Consider the following 21,948-nt stretch of genomic DNA (forward strand, 5'->3'; position numbering starts at 1 on the left):
GTGGTGCCTCGCTCGGCTTAATGAGACAGTGAATGAAATAGATTTTTATATTATTTAAAAAAGACTTCTCGGTATGCCCGAAGCGGCTCTAGCTGTATTGTCAGTTATTCGGCAGATGGACGAGAGAGGGCAACGTGAGCACGCAAGCCATTCGCTTACGCTGCCAAGCGGGCGCACGATGCCTGTTCCCAAGCCTCCCTCGCCTGGGCTCGGACCACGCGTTTCCGTTTCGCATCACGGTGATAACGGCAGCCCATGAACAGGTTGGAAACCTGGCCGTGGACTGACGCGAATCGCTGCAGTTGACGCGTCGCTTCCCGGAGAGCCACGCGGCCAGCTTCGCGCTGCTCGTCTACTCGAGCGCGTGGCTGCATCGACACGAGCCGGCCGTATTTCTGGCCGCTGCTCAACAGCCAGCCGATGGGTTTTTACACGCCGTCGCAGCTGCTGCAGGACGCGCGACGCCGCGACGCCGCGGCGTTGAGGTGCTGCCCGTCGACGTCAACGTGAGCACGTCGGATTCCGCGATCGAAGGACCGACGACGTCGGCGCCCGTGCGCCTCGGCTTCTCGCTGTTGCGCGGCATGCGCGAGGATGTCGCCGGCCGCATCGAGCTCGCACGCGCGGCGCGGCCATTCGTCGACGTCGCGGACCTCGCGCGCCGCGCGCGGCTTGATCGGCACGACCTGCAGGTGCTCGCGCGCGCGAACGCACTTCGCTCACTCGCCGGCGGCAACCGACGCGCAGCGCTTTGGCTCGCGGCAGTTGCCGTGCCTGATCGAGATCTACTGCGCGGCACCGAACGCGATGACGCGGTGCCGGCACTGCCGCAGGCGTCCGAAGGCTCGGAGATCGTGACGGACTATCGCGCGATGGGTTTCACGCTCGGCCGGCATCCGTTGGCGCTGCTGCGCGATCGCCTAACGCTCGATCGCCTGAAGCCGGCCGACCAGCTGGAGATGCTGCGCAGCGGACAGCTCGCGCGCGTGCGGACTGGTGAACGTGGGCGCACCGACAGCGTTGCAACGCATCCACTTAGGAAGATCTGCGTCCCGTTCTGCCTTGGCTTTCGCGAGCACTGCTACACATGCCTTTTCATTCGGCGAATCGAAGCAATTAATGGCAGTGTCGTAGTGCAGGCTTTTCACGTCGGAGTCAAGGGACGTACATTCAGCTTTCAAAGTAGATGTGATCCCCGGCTTGTCGCAATTTTCTCGATAGAACGCCGGCGTAAAGTCGAATCGTCCACTCTCAGGGCCCGGACCGCGATACATCACAGTCATACACGAATCTTGAGAATCCGAGAAACAGATCGTGCAAAGAGTATCGAGACTGCATCGGCGAGGAGCGCTTCGAACGCTATCAGGTGCGTATGCGTAACGAGTACCGTTATCCGCTTGATTGAGCACGAAAGGGGCGGCAACAGACAACCGAACCTAACGCCACCGCGCCACATCTCGACTCTACCGCGCCCTGACGCTGGGGCATGTAACGGTCGCGAGCTCCCGTTGTCGATGCGCAGCCTCCCAATCATGAAGCGTAGCCACACCGGGGAGCCTCTTTCCGTTTGGCCCGGTGGGTTCAGAAAGTCAGCGGATAAGCTATCCGAAAACCCGAGCCCATACCGCCCGAAGGCGTCGCGCGCGGTCTTCGAAGAGATATGAGGCCGCCAGCGTCAAGAGACCTGAAATTGCACCCGTCACGATGTGCTCGACATAGGGGATACGGTAGTGACTCGTGTGCGAGTAGGCGTCGCCCAACATTGTCAGGGCGCCAACGACCAGCGCATTGCCGTATCGATGCGTGTAGAGTTTCGCCGCAGGCGTGAAAGTCAAAAGTACAGCCAGGAGTCCGGTAAGCAGACCTGTATGAAATGCAATAGTCCAGTGGGCAAGGCTCATGATATTGCCCCAGCTCCCCGGCATGCAGGTCATGCACGCACTGGTCGGCTGCCAGAAACGCTGGATAAACAGTCTGACGCGGTGCTTCCACTCGGTTGACATGATGCATTCCCATCAATGCCGTCGCCACGGCCGACGCCACCACACGTCTCGTTGAAGCAGTTTCCAAACCCTTTAACGAGCTTGCCGCCCTCGTCACGGATGGGTTGACTGTTGGCCGCAGAGGCCGAGCAATAACCTGGACATGGGGGAATACTACTCCACGATCAGACGGCCGCTGTTTCGACCGAGACCCGAACTCAACTCTTGCGTCTATCGGTGCGGTCCCGTCCATGACGGGCATCGAACGATGCGCTTCCGCGCGAAGTCGACGCCCGGCATCGACCCGTTGCCGACGTTCGAAGTGGCGTCCCGCCAACGGCAGATCACAAAGACAACCGGACATCCAGCCGCTCTGCCTCCCGAAATGACGCGACATTGGTTTGCATACCTTGCAGTCCTATGCGACGACCCAGTCGTGGCCAGCAATCGGACCACCCGCTTGCTGTATGCGACCGCCCGAAACCAGACCGCCAAGATCCACGGATGCGTAGCCAAAATCGTTGACGAGTCCGATCACCACCGCCTTTGCGTCCTGGTCGTCACCGGAGACGAAGATGACGCGTTTTCCGTCATGAAACTTCGGGCCCTTGTCGTAGTGCTCCATGCGGATAGCATTGAACGCCTTGACGACGCGAGCCTCTGGCGCGTGTGCCGCGACGATCTCGCTGGCGCCCGTGCCCCCCAAGTCCGCCAGAACGAGCTCAGGCTCGAGTTGCGTAAAAGGGTTGGTGGTATCCACCAGAATGCGACCTGCCCAATTGGGCAGCCCATCCAGGGCCGACGGGACTTGAAGCCATGGAACGGCGAGCACGACCAGCTCGAGCCGAGCCACCTCCTGGACCGTATCTGCCGACGCGTTCGGACCGAGTCCGGCCACGATATCGCCCAAAGCCTGTGGCCCACGACGAGCGCTCAAGGCAACCTCATGTCCTGCTTGAATGGCACTCCGGGCGATGGACTGCGCTACAGCACCGGCTCCAATAAAACCAATCTTCATTTCGACACCTCAGCGACAACGTAAGTCAACGAAGCCATGCTCGTCCAGGAGCACGGCACGTGGGAGAACAGCCAGGTCAGTTCGATGAGCGCAAGTCGAGCAGCACCTTGCCACCCTTGATTGCGTGCGCGACGGCCTTTTGGAAGTCCGCAAGCGGATAGACGGCAGCCACAGGCAGCTCAAGCTCGCCGCGAGCCATCAGCTCGGCAGACTCCTTGATTGCGTCCATGATGTACGGCAGATATTCGGGAAGGTCGATGTATATGCCGCGCACGACGATGCCGCGCAGATGCAGGTCCACGACCTTGAGCGGAATGATCAGCTCGCCGCTTGTGAACGCATAGCTCACCAGCGTACCGTTTTGCGACAGCACGTCGATCAGGCGCACCGCAGCCGAACCGCTCAGGCCGTCGATGGCCAGACGGACGTTGCCCGGACCGACCGCGGCCTTGGCTTTGTCAGTGGCGCCCGGCTCGTCGACGAGAACGATGTCCCCACCGGCTTCTTCCAGTTCCTTGACCAGTTCAGGACGACGTACGAAGTTGATGGTCCGCAGACCGCGCTTCTTCGCCAACGCGATCACCGTGCGGCCGATGCCGGAGTTGGCCGCATTTTGCACGATCCAGTCGCCTTCTTTGAGGTCAACAAAGCGCCCGAGCAGAAGTACGGCCGTAGGAGGATTGATGCGCAGCATGGCCAGTTGACGTGGATCGACGCTAGCAGGCAGCGCAATCAGCCCCTTGGCCGGGATCACCAGGCGCTCGCGCCAGGTCAACGCATAAAGCGGGGGCAATACGCGGTCGCCGACCTTCACGTTGGAGACATTCGAGCCTACCTGCAGAACTCGCCCGACGCCTTCGTTGCCCACGATCGAGGGCAGCGGAGTCGAGTAGGCGAAGCGATTCGTGATGACGGCCAGGTCATTGCCGTTGATGGGGGCATACTCCATCGCAATCAGGACTTCATCCGGGCCGATGCTGGCCGGCTCCGGAAGATCAACGAGTTTCAGAGTCTCGACGGGGTCGCCGAAAGCGGTGTTCTGGATAGCACGCATGGCTTGCGTCCTTTCATAAGATGCTTGGCTGGAAAGCCGAGAGGCAATACTTCGGCGCTCGGCACTCGTTTCGAAATCGTGCAAAGACCGGGGTGAACGCTACCAGGCCGCCCCTCATGACGAGGAGCGCCTCACATTGCGCAGGACGCGTAGCGCTAGAACGCGAGCAGCACCATGCCGGTCCTTCCCCTGCGGTACGTATGTTCAAGCGCTCGCAGGTAGTCGCTTGCCTGATATCGTTCCGCTACTGGGAAAAGGCTCGGGAAGTTGCGTGCGAACTCGACCGCCTTGGCCAGGTCCGCTTCGCGTAACGTCGCAGCTTCGAATTGCCAGCTGAACAACGACACCCCCTTGATGGTCAGCGCTTGAGGGGCGATGGAACGAATGTCCGTCGCCGCTCCTCCCAGGGAGCCGTAGCTAATGATCGCTCCGCCCCGGGCCAGGAAGCCCGCTACGTCGGGCAATAGCGCGCCGCCGACGCCATCGAACGCCACGTAAACGGGCTTGTTCGCAAGCTCATCTCGAAGCTCGTCCTTCCAGCCCTGGTTCTCCGTGACGATGACAGAAAGGTTGGGGCGAGCAGCTTTAAGCGCTTGCGCGCTCGCCGCGGAGCCAACGAGCAGGATCGGATTGACGCCCACTTCGACGAGCAGATGAGTGAGCAGCCTTCCGACGGCGGAATTGGCAGCCGTCTGAATAACCGTGACATCTTCGCGCTTGTCTTCAGGCAACGCGTTGTGACCAGCCCTCATCGCAAGGCGTGCCGTCAACGTGTTGACCAACATCTGCGCTGCGACCTCATCGCCCACTTCATCGGGCACGGGTATCAGCGACTGGACAGGTGCGGCGATCCTGGAACTCCAGGCACCGTTGACGGGAAAGAAGGCCACACGTGTGCCGATCTGAATCCGGTGTGAAGGGTCAATGTCAGCGGCCAGCGCTTCCACCACCCCTACACCTTCGACGCCGGGCACTCGACCTCCCCTCGGGATGAGGGGAGCCGCCCCGAAGGCGGGGGAAGCCGAGACGCCCAGCAAGTCGCCCGGATGAACCGGTGCGGCGGACACACGCACAAGGGCCGCTCCGCTCACAAGAGAAGGGGCATCGGAAAATGCTTCCAGCGTGAGCACCTCGGCGGGCTCGCCATGGTTGGTGTGAACAATTCGCTGCATCAGAGACTCCTTTCGCAAGGATTTGATTATTGGAGCGATCGCTCCGTTATGGCAGAATAGGTTCATCTCTACAGCATGTCAATTAATTTTAGAGCTATGACTACAAAAAATGATACACAACCCCGGCGCAGCCGCGGCAGGCCCTCAACCTTTGATCGTACGGAAGCCCTGAACCGAGCCATGAAGCTCTTCTGGGAGCATGGATACGAAGGAGCCTCCTTTGACCAGTTGATCCATGCCATGGGGATCAGCCCCTCGAGCTTCTACAACTCGTTTGGCAGCAAGGAGCAGCTTTACAAGGAAACGACTGACGCATACCTGAGCATGTCCGAAGTCTGGTTCGCTGGCAGACTGTTCGGCACGGCCGACACGCGAGAAGCATTCAAGAAGCTTCTCGATGCTACCGTCGTGGAGTTCACTCGAGACAGCCACCCATCGGGCTGCATGATCTCTCTGGCCGGCACTCACCTGCCGCCCGAACTCGCTTCTATTCGTGAGACGATGGCCGAGCACCGCGCAAACGCTGAAGAGATGATGGCGCAGCGGTTGCGCAAGGGGGTCGAAGACGGCGACTTACCGCCTGACACCGACGTGCCTGCACTTGCTGCCTTCTACAGCGCCGTGACCCGCGGAATGGCCGTCCAGGCACGCGACGGAGGCGGCCCGCAAAAGCTGAACGCGATCGCAGATGTCGCCATGCAAGCATGGCCAGCTCAAAGCGGTCGGGTGAGATCTGCAAAGCCCCGGGGAACTCGCGTTGTCTGACCGACAGTGCCGCACAGAGTGGTCCAGCGCCGGCGCTCGCAGGGCGGCGATTTGGAGCGTCATGCTCTGCTTCCTTTCGTGGAATGACGCAGCATAGGCATACCGTGGGTGAGTGCGTATCCTTCGGTGCTCAGAATCCGGTCGGAAATAGGTCCGAGTTATGAAACTCGCGCTCGACCACAATGTCATCATCGACTTGGCAAGTGGCTCTATCAACATCGCCCGCCTTCGCGAGATCCTTGCAAAGAGCGGGCAACGTAACCTGTCAGAAGTCGCTGCCCGTAGTTGGTAAAACTGGAATGTTCATCGATTCAGACGACGGCGACGCGAGTTCGAGTGACGACTGAAAGTCCGCTATCCGGGCGGAGCCGACGCTTGAGTGTCCGTCTGAGCGCGCAGACGAACGACCGGAGATGGCCGATCGCCGACAGTCTGCCTCGCGTTCCCCGGAAATCCACGACGAACTTTTTTTGCGGTGTGGTGCGGGTGCGCCGGTGTAGTGCGCTCCTGCCTCGGCCGATCGAGCGGCCGGTTTGTCGTGGTTGACATATCATCGCGATTTGGCCGCGTCTGCGCTGTCCAGCCGACCGTCTCCACGACCGGGGACCAATATCGCGTCGCGATGGGCAAGTCGTTGCGCAAGCACGCACATGCGCAGGTAGCCGCTCGTTGAGCGGTTGCGTCACGCACCGCCGATCGCCGAGACCCCGATGACCGCCCCCTTACCCGAACCCACCCCCATCCCTCCATCCCCGTTACCCGCGAACCTGTTCCGTCACGCCCCGTTCCAGCGCTTCTGGGGCACACGCGTGATGTCGTCCCTGGCCTTCCAGATCCTGTCGGTCGCGATCGGCTGGTACGTGTACGCGCTCACGCACAGCGCGTTCGCACTCGGCCTCGTCGGTCTCGCGCAGTTCGTGCCGATGTTCGCGCTGACGCTCGTCGTCGGGCAGGTGGCCGACCGCTACGACCGCCGGCGCATCGCGACGATCTGCCAGGGCGTCGAGGCGCTGGCCGCCGGCGTGTTCCTGCTCGGCGCCGCGCAAGGGTGGCTGGCCGCACCGGCCGTGTATGCGCTCGCGGCGATCGTCGGCACGGCCCGTGCGTTCGAGTCGCCGTCGGTCTCGTCGCTGCTGCCGGCCGTCGTGCCGCGCACCGACCTGCCGCGCGCGACCGCGCTGTCGACGTCCGCGAACCAGGCCGCGCAGATCCTCGGGCCCGCGTTCGGCGGGCTGCTTTACGGTGTCGGTGCGCCCGTTGCGTTCGGCACGAGCGTCGTGGCATTCGCGATCGCGGCCGTGCTGAGCGGCACGATTCCGCTGCGCAGCGCGCCGCCTGCGCGCGAGCCGGTTACGCTGCGCTCGGTGTTTTCGGGGATCGCGTTCATCCGGCGCGAACCGGCGATCCTCGGCGCGCTGTCGCTCGACCTGTTCGCGGTGCTGTTCGGCGGCGCCACCGCGCTACTGCCGATCTACGCGCGCGATATCCTGCAGGTCGGCCCCTGGGGGCTCGGTGCGCTGCGCGCGGCGCCCGCGGTCGGCGCGCTCGCGGGCACGCTGTGGCTCACGCGTTTTCCGCTGAAGGGGCGGCCCGGCCGCGCGATGTTCGGCGGCGTGATCGCGTTCGGTATCGCGACGATCGTGTTCGGGTTTTCGCGGCACTTCGCGGTGTCGCTCGTGGCGCTGGCCGCGCTTGGCGCGTCGGACGTGGTCAGCGTCGTCGTGCGCCTGTCGCTCGTGCAGCTTCGTACGCCCGACGACATGCTCGGGCGCGTGAGCGCGGTCAATTCGCTGTTCATCGGCACGTCGAACCAGCTCGGCGAATTCGAATCGGGCGTGACGGCAGCATGGTGGGGCGCGCCGACGGCGATCGTCGTCGGCGGTGCCGCGACGATTGCCGTCGCGCTCGCGTGGATGAGGCTGTTTCCCCAGCTCACGAACATGAGGTCGCTCGAGCGCGACGTGTGACGTGTGTCACGCGTCCTGCGTCACGCGCACGGCCGTGCCGTAGCAGATCACTTCCGTGACGCCCGACCCGATCTCGGTCGAGTCGTAGCGCATCGCGACGATCGCGTTCGCGCCAAGCTTGCGCGCATCGGCGAGCATCTTGTCGAACGCCTGCTGGCGCGCCTTCTCGCACAGCGACGTATAGAGCGTGATGTTGCCGCCGAAGATCGTCTGCAGCGATGCGCCGAACGAGCCGACGATCGAGCGCGAACGCACGACGATGCCCTGTGCGACGCCGAGCGAGCGAACGGTGGTGTGGCCGGGCAGGTCGAATGCGGTCGTGACGCGAGCGGGCGACAGATCGTCGATGGAGCGGGTGGTGTCGGTCATGGCGGGAAGCGTGTAGCGGAGTGGTCGAGTGACGATTCTATCCGGATGAGCGCACGCGTCCGGTTCGATGGGAGTCAATCGCGCGACGCGTGTCGCGCCATGAGCTTCCGTGGCGGTCGGGCTGGCTTTGGGCATGCGTCTCTACGGGACGCCGGACGAGATCGTGTAACCGAGGTCGTCAGGAAGGAAGCGTGTGCGAATGACGAGCACACGCTTCCGTCATTTCCGGACAGATAGACAGACGAACGACCCGGCGGCGCGCCGTCAGGGCTTCACAGCCGTACCGCCATCCCCGCCAAGATCAACCGCATAGGCCAGCGCCAGCTTCCCGAACTTCAGCGCGTGATTCGCCTGACGATCCGAGTTCTCCAGCGTGTCGTTGACGGTATGGATATACGGGCTGTCGTTCTGGTCGGCCTCGAACGGGAACGACGCCGGATAGCCTTGCGCGTTCCACGACGCGTGATCCGAGCACGCATACCCGCACTGCGACGTGCCGATCGCGAGTTCCGGCAGGTAGGTCTTCGCCAGGTTCGTCAGGTAGCTATTCTGCGACGCGTTCGTGTAGTCGGTGATCAGGTAGATATCCTTCGGATCGCCCTTGTAGTTCGTCATGTCGAGCTGCAGCACGCCGACCACGTTCGCATTCTGCGCGCGGAACTGCTTCGCGATCGCCTTCGAGCCGAGCAGCCCGGCTTCCTCGGCCGCGTACCCGACAAACTTGATCGTCCGCTTTGGCCGGTAGTTGTTCGCGAGCAGCACGCGCAGCGCTTCGGTGAGGCTCGCGATACCCGACGCGTCGTCGTCCGCGCCGGGCGAGCGCGTGTTCTCGGTCGTGCGGCCGACGGTCGAATCGAGGTGGCCGCCCAGCACGATCGTGCCCGCGGCCGGATCGCTGCCGCGGATCGTCAGGATCACGGATTTCTGCGGAAAGCCCGTGTGTGCGAACTGCTCGACGGCGATGTCGGCGCGCGAGCCCGCCAGTTGCTTCCACTGCAGCGCGAGCCAGTCCGATGCGGCAACGCCGTGCGATGTCGTGTAGTAGCGGTTCGTGAAGCCGGACAGCGACGTGATCGTGCCGACGATGTTGCTGGCCTGCAGTTGCTGGATCCAGGTGCCGATCTGCGACGCGTTCGACACCTTGTACGCAGGTACGGCTGCCTGCTTCGCGAGTGCTGCCGGCAACGGCTGCAGCGCCTGGCGCGCTTCGTCGAACGAGTCGTGCACGACGTAGCCGGGCCCGTGGCCGCGCGTGTGGTGGACGGCGTGGGCCAGCTCGCCGAGTCGTGAATCGTCGATCTCGACGACATGAACCGTTTCGCGGCGCGCGGCGCCGTCGGCCGTCTTGCCGGCGTCGACGGTCGTGCTGTATTGCGCGGTTGCGCTCGCATCGATGCGTTGCAACTGCCGGTACGCGGTGTCGCCGAGCGTGATCCATACGGGGGCCGCGTGCGCGGCGGCGGTCAACAGCATGCCGCCCAGCGCGGCGCTCAGGCGGGTCAATTTCAGAGTAGGCATGTTCGATCTCGTGAGGATGGCGATGTCGACGAAGAGGGCGCATCGCAGGTCGTGCGATGTGCCCCCGCCTGCTGCGGAATCAAGACTTCTGCGGCACGGTCACGCCGTACGTGCAACTCTGGTTGTACGCGTTGCCGATCGCGGTGAGTTGCGCGTTGCTGTAGCCGAGCGCGGCGGCGGCCGTCAGCACGGCCTGGGCGGCGGCCTTCTGGTTGGTCGAGCTGTTGGTCATCGACAGCCCCTTCAGGAACGCCTTGTCCATCGCCTGCGCGCCGATCGCATCGCGCGCGACGAGGTTGCACGACGCCCAGTACTGGCCGGCCGTATGGATTTCCGCACCGCGCGCCTGCGCATAGGTGCGCCCGACGTTCCAGTTGGTCACGCGGCCGCCCCAATACTCGTTGTGGCCGTCCCAGTTGTAGACCCAGTGGTATTGCGCGTCGGACGGGCTCCACTGGTTGAAGTCGCGGCTGTACGCGGCGGCGAGATAGTCGCCAGTGCCTTCGGAAAGACCTTCCTGCTGCGACAGGCCGCCGTTCGTCACCCAGTCGTGGATGCCGTGGCCGAGCTCGTGGATCACGACATCCGCATCTTCCGCATCGTCGACGCCGCCTTGCCCGAAGGTCAGCCGGCCGCTGCTCGACGAGTACGACGAGTTGTCGTCGCCCGATTCGCCGTGCGGGTCGTACTGCACGCCGCCCGTGTACTGGTACGGCAGCGCCTTGATGCCGAGCGTCTGGTTCACGTAGCGCAGGAACGTGTCGATGTGGTAGTACGCGTTCACGGCCTCGAAATACAGGTTGCCGCGCGTGAACTCGAATGCAGGCGTCGACTGCAGCGGGCACGCGTTGTCGCGCGGCGCGTCGAAGTCGACGCACGCGGCGTACGGGCCCGACAGCGCGTAGCGCCCGCCCGACTGCCCGAGATCCTTCAGCGTCACGCGCACGCGCGCGGCCGTGAGCTGGGTCGAATCGGCGTCGTTGTTGTCCTTGTAGCCGGTGCTGCCGTAGCTGCTCCTGGTCGGCGACAGCGGATCCGGGCGGAACACGAAGCCCGTGCCGTCCGTGGCATAGAACGCCTTGTCCTCGGCGCGCAGCACTTCGCCGCTGCCCGAATCGATCAGCAGTTCCCAGTCGCCCTTCGGGCCGTCCTGCGGGCGGCCGCGCACCTTCCATGCGGTGTGCGTGCCGGCCTTGTCGACGAACGCGACGAGCTGCGCGTCGAGATTCGTGAAGCCGCTCACGCCGAGATACGCGCGGGCACGGTCGAGCGCCTGCTGCTGGTCGACGGCCTGCGACTTGCGCGACGTCGCGACCACGCCGTTGATCGTGTTGCTCGCGACGTACAGGATGCGGCCGTCCTTTGCGACCGTCACCGCGATGTCGCTGCCGTACACGGGCAGCCCGGCGGCCTGCTGCTGCAGGCGCACGACGGTGAAGTCGGCATCGCTGCGTTCCGACGTGACGACGAGGCTCGCGAGCGCGGCCGCGTCGAGCCCGAGCTGCGTCGCCTGCGACGCGACGAAGTCGCGCGCGGTCGCGGCGGGCGTTGCGGCAGCCTTTTTCACACGATACGCGGGGTTGTACAGCGTGACGGCGACGCCGTCCGCGCGGAACTGCCCGGCGGCCGTATCGGCTTTCGCGGCGGGCGGCGCGACGCCGCGCGTCAGGCTTTCGCGCAGGCTCGTTGCTTGCGGGTTCGAGACTTTCGTATCGGCCGCGGCGCCGCCGACGATGCCGAAACCGAGCGCGAGACCCAGGGCGAGCGGCAATGCTTTGCGTGATGTCTGCATACGTGATCCTCATCTCAACGGTTGGACACGCCCGCGCGCTCGTGGCGCGCAGGCACGACACGGCCCGCGCGCCGGCTCGATGGAACCGGTGCGGCGAAGCGGTGTTGGGAGCGTCGACTGACTAAGGAACCCTAAATGTCAGGTCGAGAAGAAACTGGCGGGCGAAGCGGGCGGAGGGGCCGAAGAGGCGGGGAAGCGAACGGAAGGCAGGTGCGGCGACGGCGAAGCGAGCATCGTCATGTCATACCCCTCGGATCGATATCGATATCGGTTGGCAGCCCGTGCGGATCGACGTGCGTCGAACCCGATCTCTCATCTCGTTAGGCTGCCTATCTAATTGCGATAATTGCGAGGTATGTTACAGAATATTTTCGGCGACATTGCAATTTATTTTCGACGGTCGCTTCGGTCCGTCGATCAATCGCCGGCATTGTTCAGCGAGCGGCAGGAAACGCCGCCGGAACACGCAATTTCGCGCCGGATTGTGATTAAAACCCGCGACGATCAGCGTGTCGCTCGACGGTCGCTGCGCGGGCTCAAGCCGAACCGCGCGCGATACGTGCGGGAGAAATGCGACGGCGATTCGAACCCGCACGCGACGCACACCGACGTGATGCTCATGTCGGTCTGCTGCAGCAGTTCGCGTGCACGATCGAGGCGCAGGTTCAGGTAGAAATGCGTCGGCGTGTCGTTCAGCGTCGCGCTGAACAGCCGTTCGAGCTGGCGCCGCGTGATCGATACGTCCTGCGCGAGCGCATCGGAGCCGAGCGGGTTTTCCATGTGCCGCTGCATCGTGCCGATCACCTGGATCAGCTTGCGGTTGTGCACGCCGTAGCGCGCGGCGATCTCGAGCCGCTGGCTGTCCGAGCGCTGCCGGATGCGGCTGACGACGAACTGCTCGGAGATCGCCGCCGCGAGATCGGCGCCGTGCCGGCGCCCGATCAGGTCGAGCATCATGTCGATCGACGCGGTGCCGCCCGCGCACGTGATGCGCCGATCGTCGATCTCGAACAGTTCCTGTGTCGCGTTCAGGCCCGGATAGCGCTCGCGGAACGCGGCCAGCGCTTCCCAGTGCAGCGTGAGCGGCTGCGACGCGTCGAACAGCCCGGCTTCCGCGAGCACGAAGCTGCCGGTATCGATGCCGCCGAGCGTCGCGCCGTGCCGGTGCTGGCGGCGCAGCCAGTCGCCGAGCGCGCGCGTGTAGCACACGAGCGGATCGAAGCCCGCGACGACGAACACCGTATCGACCTGCGCGACGTCCGCGCATGCGGCTTCGGCGGCGACCGGAATGCCGTTGCTCGCGGCGACGGGCGCGCCGTCGGCGCTGATCACGTGCCAGCGGTAAAGCTCGGTTCGGAAGCGGTTCGCGACGCGCAGCGGCTCGACCGCGGACATGAAGCCGAGCGCGGAGAAGCCAGGCAGCAACAGGAAGTGGAAATCCTCGGGCATCGGGGCAGGGGATGGAATCCGGTGGTCGTCGCACGTCGCACGGGATTGCGAACGGACGGGCACACGCCGCGGCCGGCTCGCAGTTGCCGAACGGTCTGGCGGGAGATTATCGCGGGTTTTGCGCGAGTTTTGCCGATAGTCAGCGCGTTTTTGCGGCGCGCACGGACCGGCGCGCGGTGGTCGACGGCAGTTCGTCGGAACGACTTTCCGGATAAAAAAAACGCCAACCCGGCTGGGTTGGCGTTTCGCTTCGCGTATGACCGGTATCAGAACTGGTTCATCGTGTTGTCTTTACCCGCCGCTTTCAGTGCCGCTTCGCCGCTGAAATACTCCTTGTGGTCGTCGCCGATGTCCGAGCCGGACATGTTCTGGTGCTTTACGCAGGCGATGCCCTGACGGATTTCCTTGCGCTGCACGCCAGCCACATAACCCAGCATGCCCTGGTCGCCGAAGTATTCCTTGGCCAGGTTGTCGGTCGACAGCGCGGCGGTGTGGTACGTCGGCAGCGTGATCAGGTGGTGGAAGATCCCGGCTTCGCGCGACGCGTCGGCCTGGAACGTGCGGATCTTTTCGTCGGCGATCGCCGCCAGTTCGGTCTCGTCGTACTCCACGCTCATCAGCTGCGCGCGGTCGTATGCCGACACATCCTTGCCCGCGGCCTTCAGCGCGTCATACGCCTGCTGGCGGAAATTCAGCGTCCAGTTGAACGACGGGCTGTTGTTGTACACCAGCTTGGCGTTCGGGATGACCTTGCGAATCTCGCTGACCATGCCGCCGATCTGCGCGATATGCGGTTTTTCGGTTTCGATCCACAGCAGGTCGGCGCCGTTTTGCAGCGCGGTGACGCAATCCAGCACGCAGCGTGCTTCGCCCGTGCCGGCGCGGAACTGGAACAGGTTGCTGGGCAGGCGCTTCGGACGCAGCAGCTTGCCGTCGCGCTTGATGACGACGTCACCGTTGCCCAGTTGGTCGGCCGACAGTTCTTCGCAATCGAGGAACGCGTTGTATTGGTCGCCCAGGTCGCCCGGCGTGTTGGTCACGGCGATCTGCTTGGTCAGGCCGGCGCCCAGCGAGTCGGTACGGGCCACGATGATGCCGTCGTCCACGCCCAGTTCCAGGAACGCGTAGCGGATCGCGCGGATCTTGGCCAGGAAGTCCTCGTGCGGCACGGTGACCTTGCCGTCCTGGTGGCCGCACTGCTTCTCGTCGGACACCTGGTTTTCGATCTGGATGCAGCATGCGCCGGCTTCGATGAACTGCTTGGCCAGCAGGTACGTTGCTTCCGCGTTGCCGAAACCCGCGTCGATGTCGGCGATGATCGGCACGACGTGCGTGACGTGGTTGTCGATCTTTTCCTGGATGGCGGCCTTCGCGGCGCCTTCGGCGGCATCGAGCTCGCGGAACAGGCCGCCCAGTTCACGGGCGTCGGCCTGGCGCAGGAACGTGTACAGCTCGCGGATCAGCGCGCTGACGGAGGTTTTTTCGTGCATCGACTGGTCCGGCAGCGGGCCGAACTCGGAGCGCAGCGCGGCCACCATCCAGCCGGACAGGTAAAGGTAGCGGCGTTCGGTGCTGTTGAAGTGCTTCTTGATGGAGATCATCTTTTGCTGACCGATGAAGCCGTGCCAGCAGCCCAGCGACTGCGTGTACTTGGCCGGGTCGGCATCGTAGGCGGCCATGTCGGCGCGCATGATCTTCGCCGTGTACTTGGCGATGTCCAGGCCCGTCTTGAACTTGTTCTGGGCACGCATGCGGGCGGCATACTCGGGGCTGATCGCATTCCACGCGCTGCCGTGGTTTTCTTTCAAACCGGCAACTGCCTTGATGTCGTCTTGATACTGGGCCATGTCAATCTCCTGGGAGCAAAGCGCGTTTGAGGTAAAGGGTTGAGCGTGCCGCCGCGGTTGCCGAAGCGAACTGCATGACTGAATAGTAACGCCGCCCGATGCGTTTTTGGTGATGTCTTATATAAGACATAAGACATAAATTTTCCTTGTTTTTCAATGGGATACGCAGCAATTTTTGCGATGCAAAACAAGTTTTCAAGCGGCGAAAAAGGGATGCCGCGGGAATTCGACGCGAATTCCGCAATGTGAAATTCCCTTTCGGCTGCTGGAGGCAGGGCAGGCACGATGGTTCGAGCAACGATGGCTGGCGGGGTGAGTGTGTAGGAGCCGGTTTCGACGAACGAACGGACAACGTTCCAACGTGAAATCAAGCTGCTGTGGAAGTCGCAGGGTCGACCCGGCCCATTCATCCGTGCGACCCGGCGCCCCGAGCCCGAAGCCGCATCGGCATCTCGCTCCGTCCCGACGGGATCGAAAGCCTCGCGCCGCAGGTGGACAAGCCCGTTCTACCCCAAAAACGCGCTGAAACCCCGTCCGACAAGCCTCTTAAAAATGCTAGTGGTTTCCACTCATAGTCGCAAATAGGCAAGAACAGGTCGCCGCCGGTCTTCTCGCGGCCAATATGGCTCGTTACTTTTACTCCCACGATGCAGGCCGGCGCACACTCCGCGCACCGGCTGCCACGCGTCCCACCGGGAGGAATCGAACCATGAAGTCGACGAAGATCGCCGCGCTTGCCGCGGCCGTGCTGGCAACCGCCGCGTTCACGAACGCAGCGCTGGCCGAAACGGATGCCGCGACCTGCCGCACCGTGCGTTTCGCGGATATCGGCTGGACCGACATCACGTCGACCACGGCGCTCGCGTCGACCGTGTTCGAGGCGCTCGGCTACAAGCCGACCACGACGATCGCGTCGGTGCCGATCTCGTTCGCCGGCCTGAAGAGCAAGCAGCTCGACGTGTCGCTCGGCTACTGGTGGCCCGTGCAGCAGAAACAGCTCCAGCCGTTCCTCGACAGCAAGTCGATCAACGTCGTCGAAACGCCGAACCTGTCGGGCGCGAAGGCGACGCTCGCGGTGCCGAGCTACGAATACCAGGCCGGCCTGAAGACCTTCGAGGACATTGCGAAGCACCGCGCGGAACTCGACGGCAAGATCTACGGGATCGAGCCGGGCAGCAGTGCGAACGCGACGATCCAGAAGATGATCGACACGAACCAGTACGGGCTCGGCGGCTTCAAGCTCGTCGAGTCGAGCGAGGCCGGGATGCTGGTGACGGTCGAGCGCGCGATTCGCGAGAAGAAGTGGGTCGTGTTCCTGGGCTGGGAACCGCACCCGATGAACATCCAGCTCAGCATGAACTACCTGTCCGGCGGCGACGCGTCGTTCGGGCCGAACTACGGCGAAGCGCGCGTGTACACGCTGACGGCGCCCGACTTCATCGCGCGCTGCCCGAACGCGGGCAAGCTCGTCACGAACCTGCGCTTCTCGACGCAGCTCGAGAACCAGCTGATGCAGTCGGTGATGAACAAGACGAAGCCGGCCGACGCCGCGAAGGCCTACCTGAAGAAGAACCCGCAGGTGCTCGATCCGTGGCTCGCGGGCGTCAAGACGTTCGACGGCAAGGACGGCTTGCCCGCTGTAAAGGCGTATCTCGGCCTGTAATGGCCTGCGCGTCGCACGAAGCGCGCACCGATTGAATATCAGTAATACGAACCAATCAGAGTCAAGCGAGGCAAACAGCATGAACCATGAAGTCATCGTGACCTGCGCCGTCACCGGTGCGGGCGATACGGTCGGCAAGCATCCGGCGATTCCGGTCACGCCGAAGGAGATCGCGGCCGCCGCGATCGAGGCCGCGAAGGCCGGCGCCACCGTCGCGCACTGCCACGTGCGCGATCCGCAGACGGGGCGCGGCAGCCGCGACCCGAACCTGTACCGCGAAGTGGTCGACCGGATCCGCTCGGCCGACGTCGACGTGATCATCAACCTGACGGCCGGCATGGGCGGCGATCTCGAGATCGGGCCGGGCGAAGACCCGATGCGTTTCGGCAAGGGCACCGATCTGGTCGGCGGCCTCACGCGACTCGCGCACGTCGAGGAACTGCTGCCCGAGATCTGCACGCTCGACTGCGGCACGCTGAACTTTGGTGATGGCGACTACATCTACGTGTCGACGCCCGCGCAGTTGCGCGCCGGCGCGAAGCGCATCCAGGAACTCGGCGTGAAGCCGGAGCTGGAGATCTTCGACACGGGCCATCTGTGGTTCGCGAAGCAGTTGCTGAAGGAAGGGCTGCTCGACGATCCGCCGCTGTTCCAGCTTTGCCTCGGCATTCCGTGGGGCGCGCCGGCCGATACGGGCACGATGAAGGCGATGGTCGACAACATGCCGCCGGGCGCGCACTGGGCCGGCTTCGGGATCGGCCGCATGCAGATGCCGATGGTCGCGCAGGCGATGCTGCTCGGCGGCCACGTGCGCGTCGGCCTCGAAGACAACATCTGGCTCGACCGCGGCGTCCATGCGACCAACGGCACGCTCGTCGAGCGCGCACGCGAGATCGTCGAACGGCTCGGCGGCCGCGTGCTGACGCCGGCCGAAGGCCGCCGCAAGCTCGGCTTGCCCGCACGCGGCGAGCGCCCGCTCGAACGCCGCGCGATCGCCGAATTCGCGTAAGTTTTTTCGCTGATTGATACGACACGGCGGCGCGCACGAGCGTGGCCGCCCACCGATTTCCCCTGATTCGAAGGATGCGTTGACATGGCTGTGAAGACCGACATCAAGACGTTCGCCGCCATCGGCACCGGCGTGATCGGCAGCGGGTGGATTTCCCGCGCGCTCGCGCACGGTCTCGACGTGGTCGTGTGGGACCCCGCGCCGGGCGCGGAAGAACGGCTGCGCGCGAACGTCGCGAATGCGTGGCCCGCGCTCGAGCGCGTCGGCCTCGCGCCGGGCGCCGATCCCGCGCGGCTGCGTTTCGTGTCGACGATCGAAGCGTGCGTCGCCGATGCGGATTTCATCCAGGAAAGCGCGCCCGAGCGCGAGGCGCTGAAGCTCGAACTGCACGAGCAGATCAGCCGCGCGGCGAAGCCCGACGCGATCATCGCGTCGTCGACGTCAGGGCTGCTGCCGACGGATTTCTACGCGCGTGCGACGCATCCGGAGCGCTGCGTGGTCGGCCATCCGTTCAATCCGGTCTACCTGCTGCCGCTCGTCGAAGTGCTCGGCGGCGCGCGCACGTCGCCGGAAGCGGTCGAGGCGGCGATGGAGATCTATCGCAAGCTCGGCATGCGGCCGCTGCACGTGCGCAAGGAAGTGCCGGGCTTCATCGCGGACCGGCTGCTCGAAGCGCTGTGGCGCGAGGCGCTGCACCTGGTCAACGAAGGTGTCGCGACGACCGGCGAGATCGACGACGCGATCCGTTTCGGCGCGGGCATCCGCTGGTCGTTCATGGGCACGTTCCTGACCTACACGCTGGCGGGCGGCGACGCGGGCATGCGACACTTCATGCAGCAGTTCGGCCCCGCGCTCGAACTGCCGTGGACGAAGCTGGTCGCGCCGACGCTGACCGACGCGCTGATCGACAGCGTCGTCGAAGGCACGACCGAACAGCAGGGCACGCGCAGCATCAAGGAACTCGAACGCTATCGCGACGAGTGCATTACCGAGGTGCTGAAGTCGATCGCCGCGGTGAAGGCGCGGCACGGGATGCGATTCGAGGACTAAAGATGACGGGCGATACCCCGCTGACGATATACCGCGACGTGGTGCGGCCCGAATGGGTCGACTACAACGGCCACCTGCGCGATGCGTTCTACCTGCTGATCTTCAGCTTCGCGACCGATGCGTTGCTGGATCGCATCGGCCTCAACGACGCCGCGCGTCGCGAGCGGGGCCGCTCGGTCTACACGCTCGAAGCGCACGTGAACTACCTGCACGAGATCAAGGAAGGCACGCAGGTACGTGTCGATGCGCGCGTGCTCGCGCACGACGCGAAGCGGCTGCACCTGTATCTCGAGCTGTTCGCGGATGGGCATGACGACGCGGTATCGGCGAGCGAGCAGATGCTGCTGCACGTCGATACGCGCGACGGCGCGAAATCGGCGCCGTTCGACGACGACGTCGCCGCGCGCGTGGCTGGGCTTCATGCGTTGCAGCGCGATTGCGCGGCGCCTGCGTATGCGGGCCGCGTGATCGGGCTGCCGCCGCGCCGCTAGCGTCAATCTTCAACCGCGGAGCGCACTCGATGCTCGAACCGGAAATCGCGGCGTTCGTCGCGGCCGTCGACGCGTGGTATCCGGCCGATGCGGCGGCGCGCTCGCCCGACGAGCAGCGCCGCCTCTACGACCGCTTCGCGGCCGAATGGACCCCGGCGGCTCTGCCCGCCGGCATCGTGCAGCAGGACGCCGTGTGGCACGCACCCGATGGACGCGCGATCGCACTGCGGCGTTACACGGCCGCGCATGGCAAGCCGCGCGGCACGGTGCTGTTTTTTCATGGCGGTGGCTTCGTCGTCGGCTCGCTCGACAGTCACGCGCTGATCACCGCGCAACTGGCGGCCGACACGGGGCTCGACGTGATCGCGGTCGACTACCGGCTTGCACCCGAACACCACGCGCCGGCCGCGCTTGAAGATTGCCTTGCGGTCACGCGCGCCGCGCGCGATGCGCGCTGGCCGTTCGGGCCGTGCGTGCATCCGCTGACGCTCGCGGGCGACAGCGCGGGCGGCATGCTCGCGGCGGCCGTCGCGACCGCGCTGCGCGAGGCGGGCGAAAGCGGTATCGACGGCATCGCGCTCGTCTATCCGATGCTCGGGTTCGAACCGCAATCGCCCGCGCGCGAAACGGAAGCGCACGCGCCGATGCTGACGCTCGACGACGTCCATCGCTATCGCGCGCTGTACTGGGACGACCGGTTGGACGGCCAGTTGGATGGCGGACTGTCCGATGCACTGCTGGACGGCAATCCGCTGCTGCGCGCGTCGGTGCCGCTCGCGGCATCGCGTTTCGACGGGCTGCCGCCCGTGCTCGCGATCGGCGTGGAACACGATCCGCTGCGCGACGATGCGCGCGTGTACGTCGAACGGATTCGCGCGGCTGGCGGTGCCGCGCACTACTGGATGGGAGAGGGGCTGGTGCACGGCTGCTGGCGCGCGCTCGGGACGAGCCCGCAGGCGGCACGGATGCACCGGACGGTCGGCGGGTTTTTGCTCGCACCACACGCGTAGCGGGCGTTTCCGGGAGGCAACGATGCAGGCAGCGCAACACCGTATCGAGGACTGGCGGACGTTTTCCGCCGACGCGGCCATCGCGGCCATTGCGGCGGCAACGATCGGCGACGGAGCGGTGGACGTCGAGTGGAGCGACACGCGACGATCGCCGTTCCATTTCGACTGGCTGCGCGACAACTGCGCGTGTTCCGCATGCGTGCACGCGGTCACACGCGAACAGGTATTCGAGATCGCCGACGCGCGCGAGGACCTGTCGGCGCTCACCGTGCACGTCGAAACCGACGGCGCGCTGCATGTCGAGTGGAACGACGGGCATCGCAGCGCGTGGTCGCCGGGCTGGTTGCGCGCGCATGCGTACGACGACGCATCGCGCGCCGAGCGCCAGGCCGCGCACGGGCGGCACGTATGGGCCGGCGACGATGCGACGGCGATCGGCGTGTTCGCGTGGGGCGACGTGATGGAGGACGACGGCGTATTGCTCGCGTGGCTCGCCGCGTTGCAGCGCACGGGATTGACGCTCGTCGAGGGCGTGCCGGCCGAGCGCGGCCGCGTCGACGAGATCGCGCGCCGCATCGGCCTGATCCGCGAGAGCAATTTCGGCGTGCTGTTCGACGTCGAATCGAAGCCGCGCCCGGACAGCAATGCGTATACGTCGCTCAACCTGCCGCCGCATACCGATCTGCCGACGCGCGAGCTACAGCCGGGCGTGCAGTTCCTGCATTGCCTCGCGAACGACGCGACGGGCGGCGACAGCGTGTTCCTCGACGGCTTCGCGCTCGCGGATGCGCTGCGGCGCGAGCATCCGGCCGATTTCGAGCAGCTTGCGTCGACGCCGTTCGAGTTCTGGAACAAGAGTGCGAACAGCGACTACCGCTGCTCGGCGCCGGTGATCGGGCTCGATGCGCGCGGCAACGTGACCGAGGTGCGCGTCGCGAACTTCCTGCGCGGGCCGCTCGATGCGCCGGCCGGATCGGTCGCGGCCGTCTATCGCGCGTACCGGCGGTTTCTCGCGCTCGCGCGCGAGCCGCGTTTTCGCGTGCAGCGACGCTTGCGGGCGGGTGACATGTGGGCGTTCGACAACCGGCGCGTGCTGCATGCGCGCACCGAGTTCGATCCGTCGACGGGCCGCCGGCATCTGCAGGGCTGTTATGTCGATCGCGACGAACTGCTGTCGCGGTGGCGTGTGCTGTCGCGTTCGGCGCCTGCCGCAGCCGCGGTGCGTTGACCGGCGCACACGGCTTCATCTCGCATACACGCATGCCTTGCAGACGAAAAAGCGCCCGGACGCAAGGCGCCCGGGCGAAGCCACCCGCTGCCGGGCGGCGGAGGTATGCGTTTCATAAAAAAGACGAGCCCCGCAAAGGGGGCTCGTCCGGACTGTGCTTCATCGCGCGACGCGCGGCGCCCGCCATGGGCGCATCGGCTTACTGGCCGAAGAAGATCGAGTCGCGTGCGTTCGACGACGCTGCGGCAGCCGGGGCGCCCGAGTGGACGAGCGGAGCCGGTTGCGCGCCGTAGCCGCTGGCGTCGGCGCCATGAACGCGCGCTTCGGCGCTCTGGATGTCGTTCGGGTAGTACGGGCTCGACACGCCCGGCTTGTAGCCGGCTTGTTCGAGCTGGACCAGTTCGTTCTTCACTTGCGCGCGGGTCACGGTGCTTTGCGCGAATGCGCCAAACGAAGCGGACAGGGCGGCAGCGGCAACGACTGCGGAAACGAGCGATTTCATGATGACCTCCGGTGTTTTATTGAGTTCGCTCTCGACACCATGTCTTAAGCGATTGATCAAAT

At 64.9% G+C, this 21,948-nt stretch carries 20 protein-coding genes and 2 pseudogenes; 10 read left to right on the plus strand and 12 right to left on the minus strand.

The features are described 5' to 3' along the window. Window positions 1-155: 155 nt before the first annotated feature. Window positions 156-305 (minus strand): annotated as a pseudogene (locus JYG32_RS39740) (IS6 family transposase); the annotation flags it as partial. A gap of 9 nt (window positions 306-314) precedes the next feature. On the opposite strand from JYG32_RS39740, the pseudogene JYG32_RS30980 reads away from it, so the two are divergent. Next, window positions 315-1,134 (plus strand): annotated as a pseudogene (locus JYG32_RS30980) (hypothetical protein); the annotation flags it as partial. A 467-nt stretch (window positions 1,135-1,601) separates the two neighbouring features. Here JYG32_RS30980 and JYG32_RS30985 read toward each other — a convergent pair. The 4 genes from JYG32_RS30985 to JYG32_RS31000 all read right to left on the minus strand — a co-directional run bounded on the left by JYG32_RS30985 (window position 1,602) and on the right by JYG32_RS31000 (window position 5,226). Further along, a complete protein-coding gene (locus JYG32_RS30985) occupies window positions 1,602-2,003 on the minus strand; it encodes a hypothetical protein (RefSeq protein ID WP_213266135.1) in 402 nt (133 codons plus the stop codon). Between the two features lie 397 nt (window positions 2,004-2,400). Then, window positions 2,401-3,000 carry an NADPH-dependent F420 reductase gene (locus JYG32_RS30990; RefSeq protein WP_213266136.1) on the minus strand — a complete coding sequence of 200 codons (600 nt, stop codon included), beginning with the start codon at window positions 2,998-3,000 and terminating at the stop codon, window positions 2,401-2,403. 76 nt (window positions 3,001-3,076) lie between these two features. Next, entirely contained in the window at window positions 3,077-4,054 is a 978-nt protein-coding gene (locus tag JYG32_RS30995; protein WP_213266137.1) for a zinc-dependent alcohol dehydrogenase family protein, read from the minus strand. A 155-nt stretch (window positions 4,055-4,209) separates the two neighbouring features. Continuing rightward, window positions 4,210-5,226, minus strand: coding sequence for an alcohol dehydrogenase catalytic domain-containing protein (locus JYG32_RS31000; protein ID WP_213266138.1), 1,017 nt, complete (start codon window positions 5,224-5,226; stop codon window positions 4,210-4,212). Window positions 5,227-5,406: 180 nt separating this feature from the next. Between JYG32_RS31000 and JYG32_RS31005 the strand changes: the two genes are divergently transcribed. From JYG32_RS31005 to JYG32_RS31010, 3 genes are all read left to right on the plus strand, one after another. Continuing rightward, entirely contained in the window at window positions 5,407-5,991 is a 585-nt protein-coding gene (locus JYG32_RS31005) for a TetR/AcrR family transcriptional regulator (protein ID WP_174378530.1), read from the plus strand. 160 nt (window positions 5,992-6,151) lie between these two features. Continuing rightward, window positions 6,152-6,283 (plus strand): hypothetical protein, encoded by a 132-nt coding sequence (locus tag JYG32_RS39500; protein WP_283842733.1) that lies wholly within the window; start codon window positions 6,152-6,154, stop codon window positions 6,281-6,283. Window positions 6,284-6,701: 418 nt separating this feature from the next. Further along, entirely contained in the window at window positions 6,702-7,958 is a 1,257-nt protein-coding gene (locus tag JYG32_RS31010) for an MFS transporter (protein ID WP_213266139.1), read from the plus strand. Between the two features lie 6 nt (window positions 7,959-7,964). Here JYG32_RS31010 and JYG32_RS31015 read toward each other — a convergent pair whose 3' ends face one another. The 6 genes from JYG32_RS31015 to JYG32_RS31040 all read right to left on the minus strand — a co-directional run bounded on the left by JYG32_RS31015 (window position 7,965) and on the right by JYG32_RS31040 (window position 15,304). Beyond that, window positions 7,965-8,327 carry a YbjQ family protein gene (locus tag JYG32_RS31015; protein ID WP_174378528.1) on the minus strand — a complete coding sequence of 121 codons (363 nt, stop codon included), beginning with the start codon at window positions 8,325-8,327 and terminating at the stop codon, window positions 7,965-7,967. A gap of 264 nt (window positions 8,328-8,591) precedes the next feature. Continuing rightward, window positions 8,592-9,845 (minus strand): M20/M25/M40 family metallo-hydrolase, encoded by a 1,254-nt coding sequence (locus JYG32_RS31020; RefSeq protein WP_213266140.1) that lies wholly within the window; start codon window positions 9,843-9,845, stop codon window positions 8,592-8,594. Window positions 9,846-9,924: 79 nt separating this feature from the next. Then, window positions 9,925-11,637 carry a M36 family metallopeptidase gene (locus tag JYG32_RS31025; protein WP_174378526.1) on the minus strand — a complete coding sequence of 571 codons (1,713 nt, stop codon included), beginning with the start codon at window positions 11,635-11,637 and terminating at the stop codon, window positions 9,925-9,927. Window positions 11,638-12,141: 504 nt separating this feature from the next. Further along, window positions 12,142-13,086 (minus strand): GlxA family transcriptional regulator, encoded by a 945-nt coding sequence (locus JYG32_RS31030; RefSeq protein WP_213266141.1) that lies wholly within the window; start codon window positions 13,084-13,086, stop codon window positions 12,142-12,144. Window positions 13,087-13,352: 266 nt separating this feature from the next. Beyond that, window positions 13,353-14,933, minus strand: coding sequence for an isocitrate lyase (locus JYG32_RS31035; RefSeq protein ID WP_174378524.1), 1,581 nt, complete (start codon window positions 14,931-14,933; stop codon window positions 13,353-13,355). Next, window positions 14,891-15,304 carry a hypothetical protein gene (locus tag JYG32_RS31040; RefSeq protein ID WP_213266142.1) on the minus strand — a complete coding sequence of 138 codons (414 nt, stop codon included), beginning with the start codon at window positions 15,302-15,304 and terminating at the stop codon, window positions 14,891-14,893. Before JYG32_RS31040 ends, JYG32_RS31035 begins: the two co-directional genes overlap by 43 nt. A gap of 338 nt (window positions 15,305-15,642) precedes the next feature. Between JYG32_RS31040 and JYG32_RS31045 the strand changes: the two genes are divergently transcribed. The 6 genes from JYG32_RS31045 to JYG32_RS31070 all read left to right on the plus strand — a co-directional run bounded on the left by JYG32_RS31045 (window position 15,643) and on the right by JYG32_RS31070 (window position 21,384). Further along, the gene (locus JYG32_RS31045) at window positions 15,643-16,596 is read left to right on the plus strand and encodes a choline ABC transporter substrate-binding protein (RefSeq protein WP_174378522.1); all 954 of its coding nucleotides are present in this window, start codon (window positions 15,643-15,645) and stop codon (window positions 16,594-16,596) included. A 79-nt stretch (window positions 16,597-16,675) separates the two neighbouring features. After that, window positions 16,676-17,605 carry a 3-keto-5-aminohexanoate cleavage protein gene (locus tag JYG32_RS31050; protein ID WP_174378521.1) on the plus strand — a complete coding sequence of 310 codons (930 nt, stop codon included), beginning with the start codon at window positions 16,676-16,678 and terminating at the stop codon, window positions 17,603-17,605. Window positions 17,606-17,689: 84 nt separating this feature from the next. Beyond that, entirely contained in the window at window positions 17,690-18,655 is a 966-nt protein-coding gene (locus JYG32_RS31055) for an L-carnitine dehydrogenase (RefSeq protein WP_128843565.1), read from the plus strand. A gap of 2 nt (window positions 18,656-18,657) precedes the next feature. After that, window positions 18,658-19,146: a thioesterase family protein gene (locus tag JYG32_RS31060; protein ID WP_213266143.1), complete on the plus strand. Its 489-nt coding sequence runs from the start codon at window positions 18,658-18,660 to the stop codon at window positions 19,144-19,146. Window positions 19,147-19,175: 29 nt separating this feature from the next. Then, a complete protein-coding gene (locus JYG32_RS31065; protein WP_213266144.1) occupies window positions 19,176-20,156 on the plus strand; it encodes an alpha/beta hydrolase in 981 nt (326 codons plus the stop codon). Window positions 20,157-20,178: 22 nt separating this feature from the next. Further along, window positions 20,179-21,384 (plus strand): TauD/TfdA family dioxygenase, encoded by a 1,206-nt coding sequence (locus tag JYG32_RS31070; RefSeq protein ID WP_213266145.1) that lies wholly within the window; start codon window positions 20,179-20,181, stop codon window positions 21,382-21,384. Window positions 21,385-21,583: 199 nt separating this feature from the next. Here the strand turns inward: JYG32_RS31070 and JYG32_RS31075 are convergent, their stop codons facing one another. Next, window positions 21,584-21,886 (minus strand): DUF4148 domain-containing protein, encoded by a 303-nt coding sequence (locus JYG32_RS31075; protein WP_034180712.1) that lies wholly within the window; start codon window positions 21,884-21,886, stop codon window positions 21,584-21,586. Window positions 21,887-21,948 lie beyond the last annotated feature (62 nt).

The organism is Burkholderia pyrrocinia, assembly GCF_018417535.1.
GTDB lineage: Bacteria > Pseudomonadota > Gammaproteobacteria > Burkholderiales > Burkholderiaceae > Burkholderia > Burkholderia pyrrocinia_E.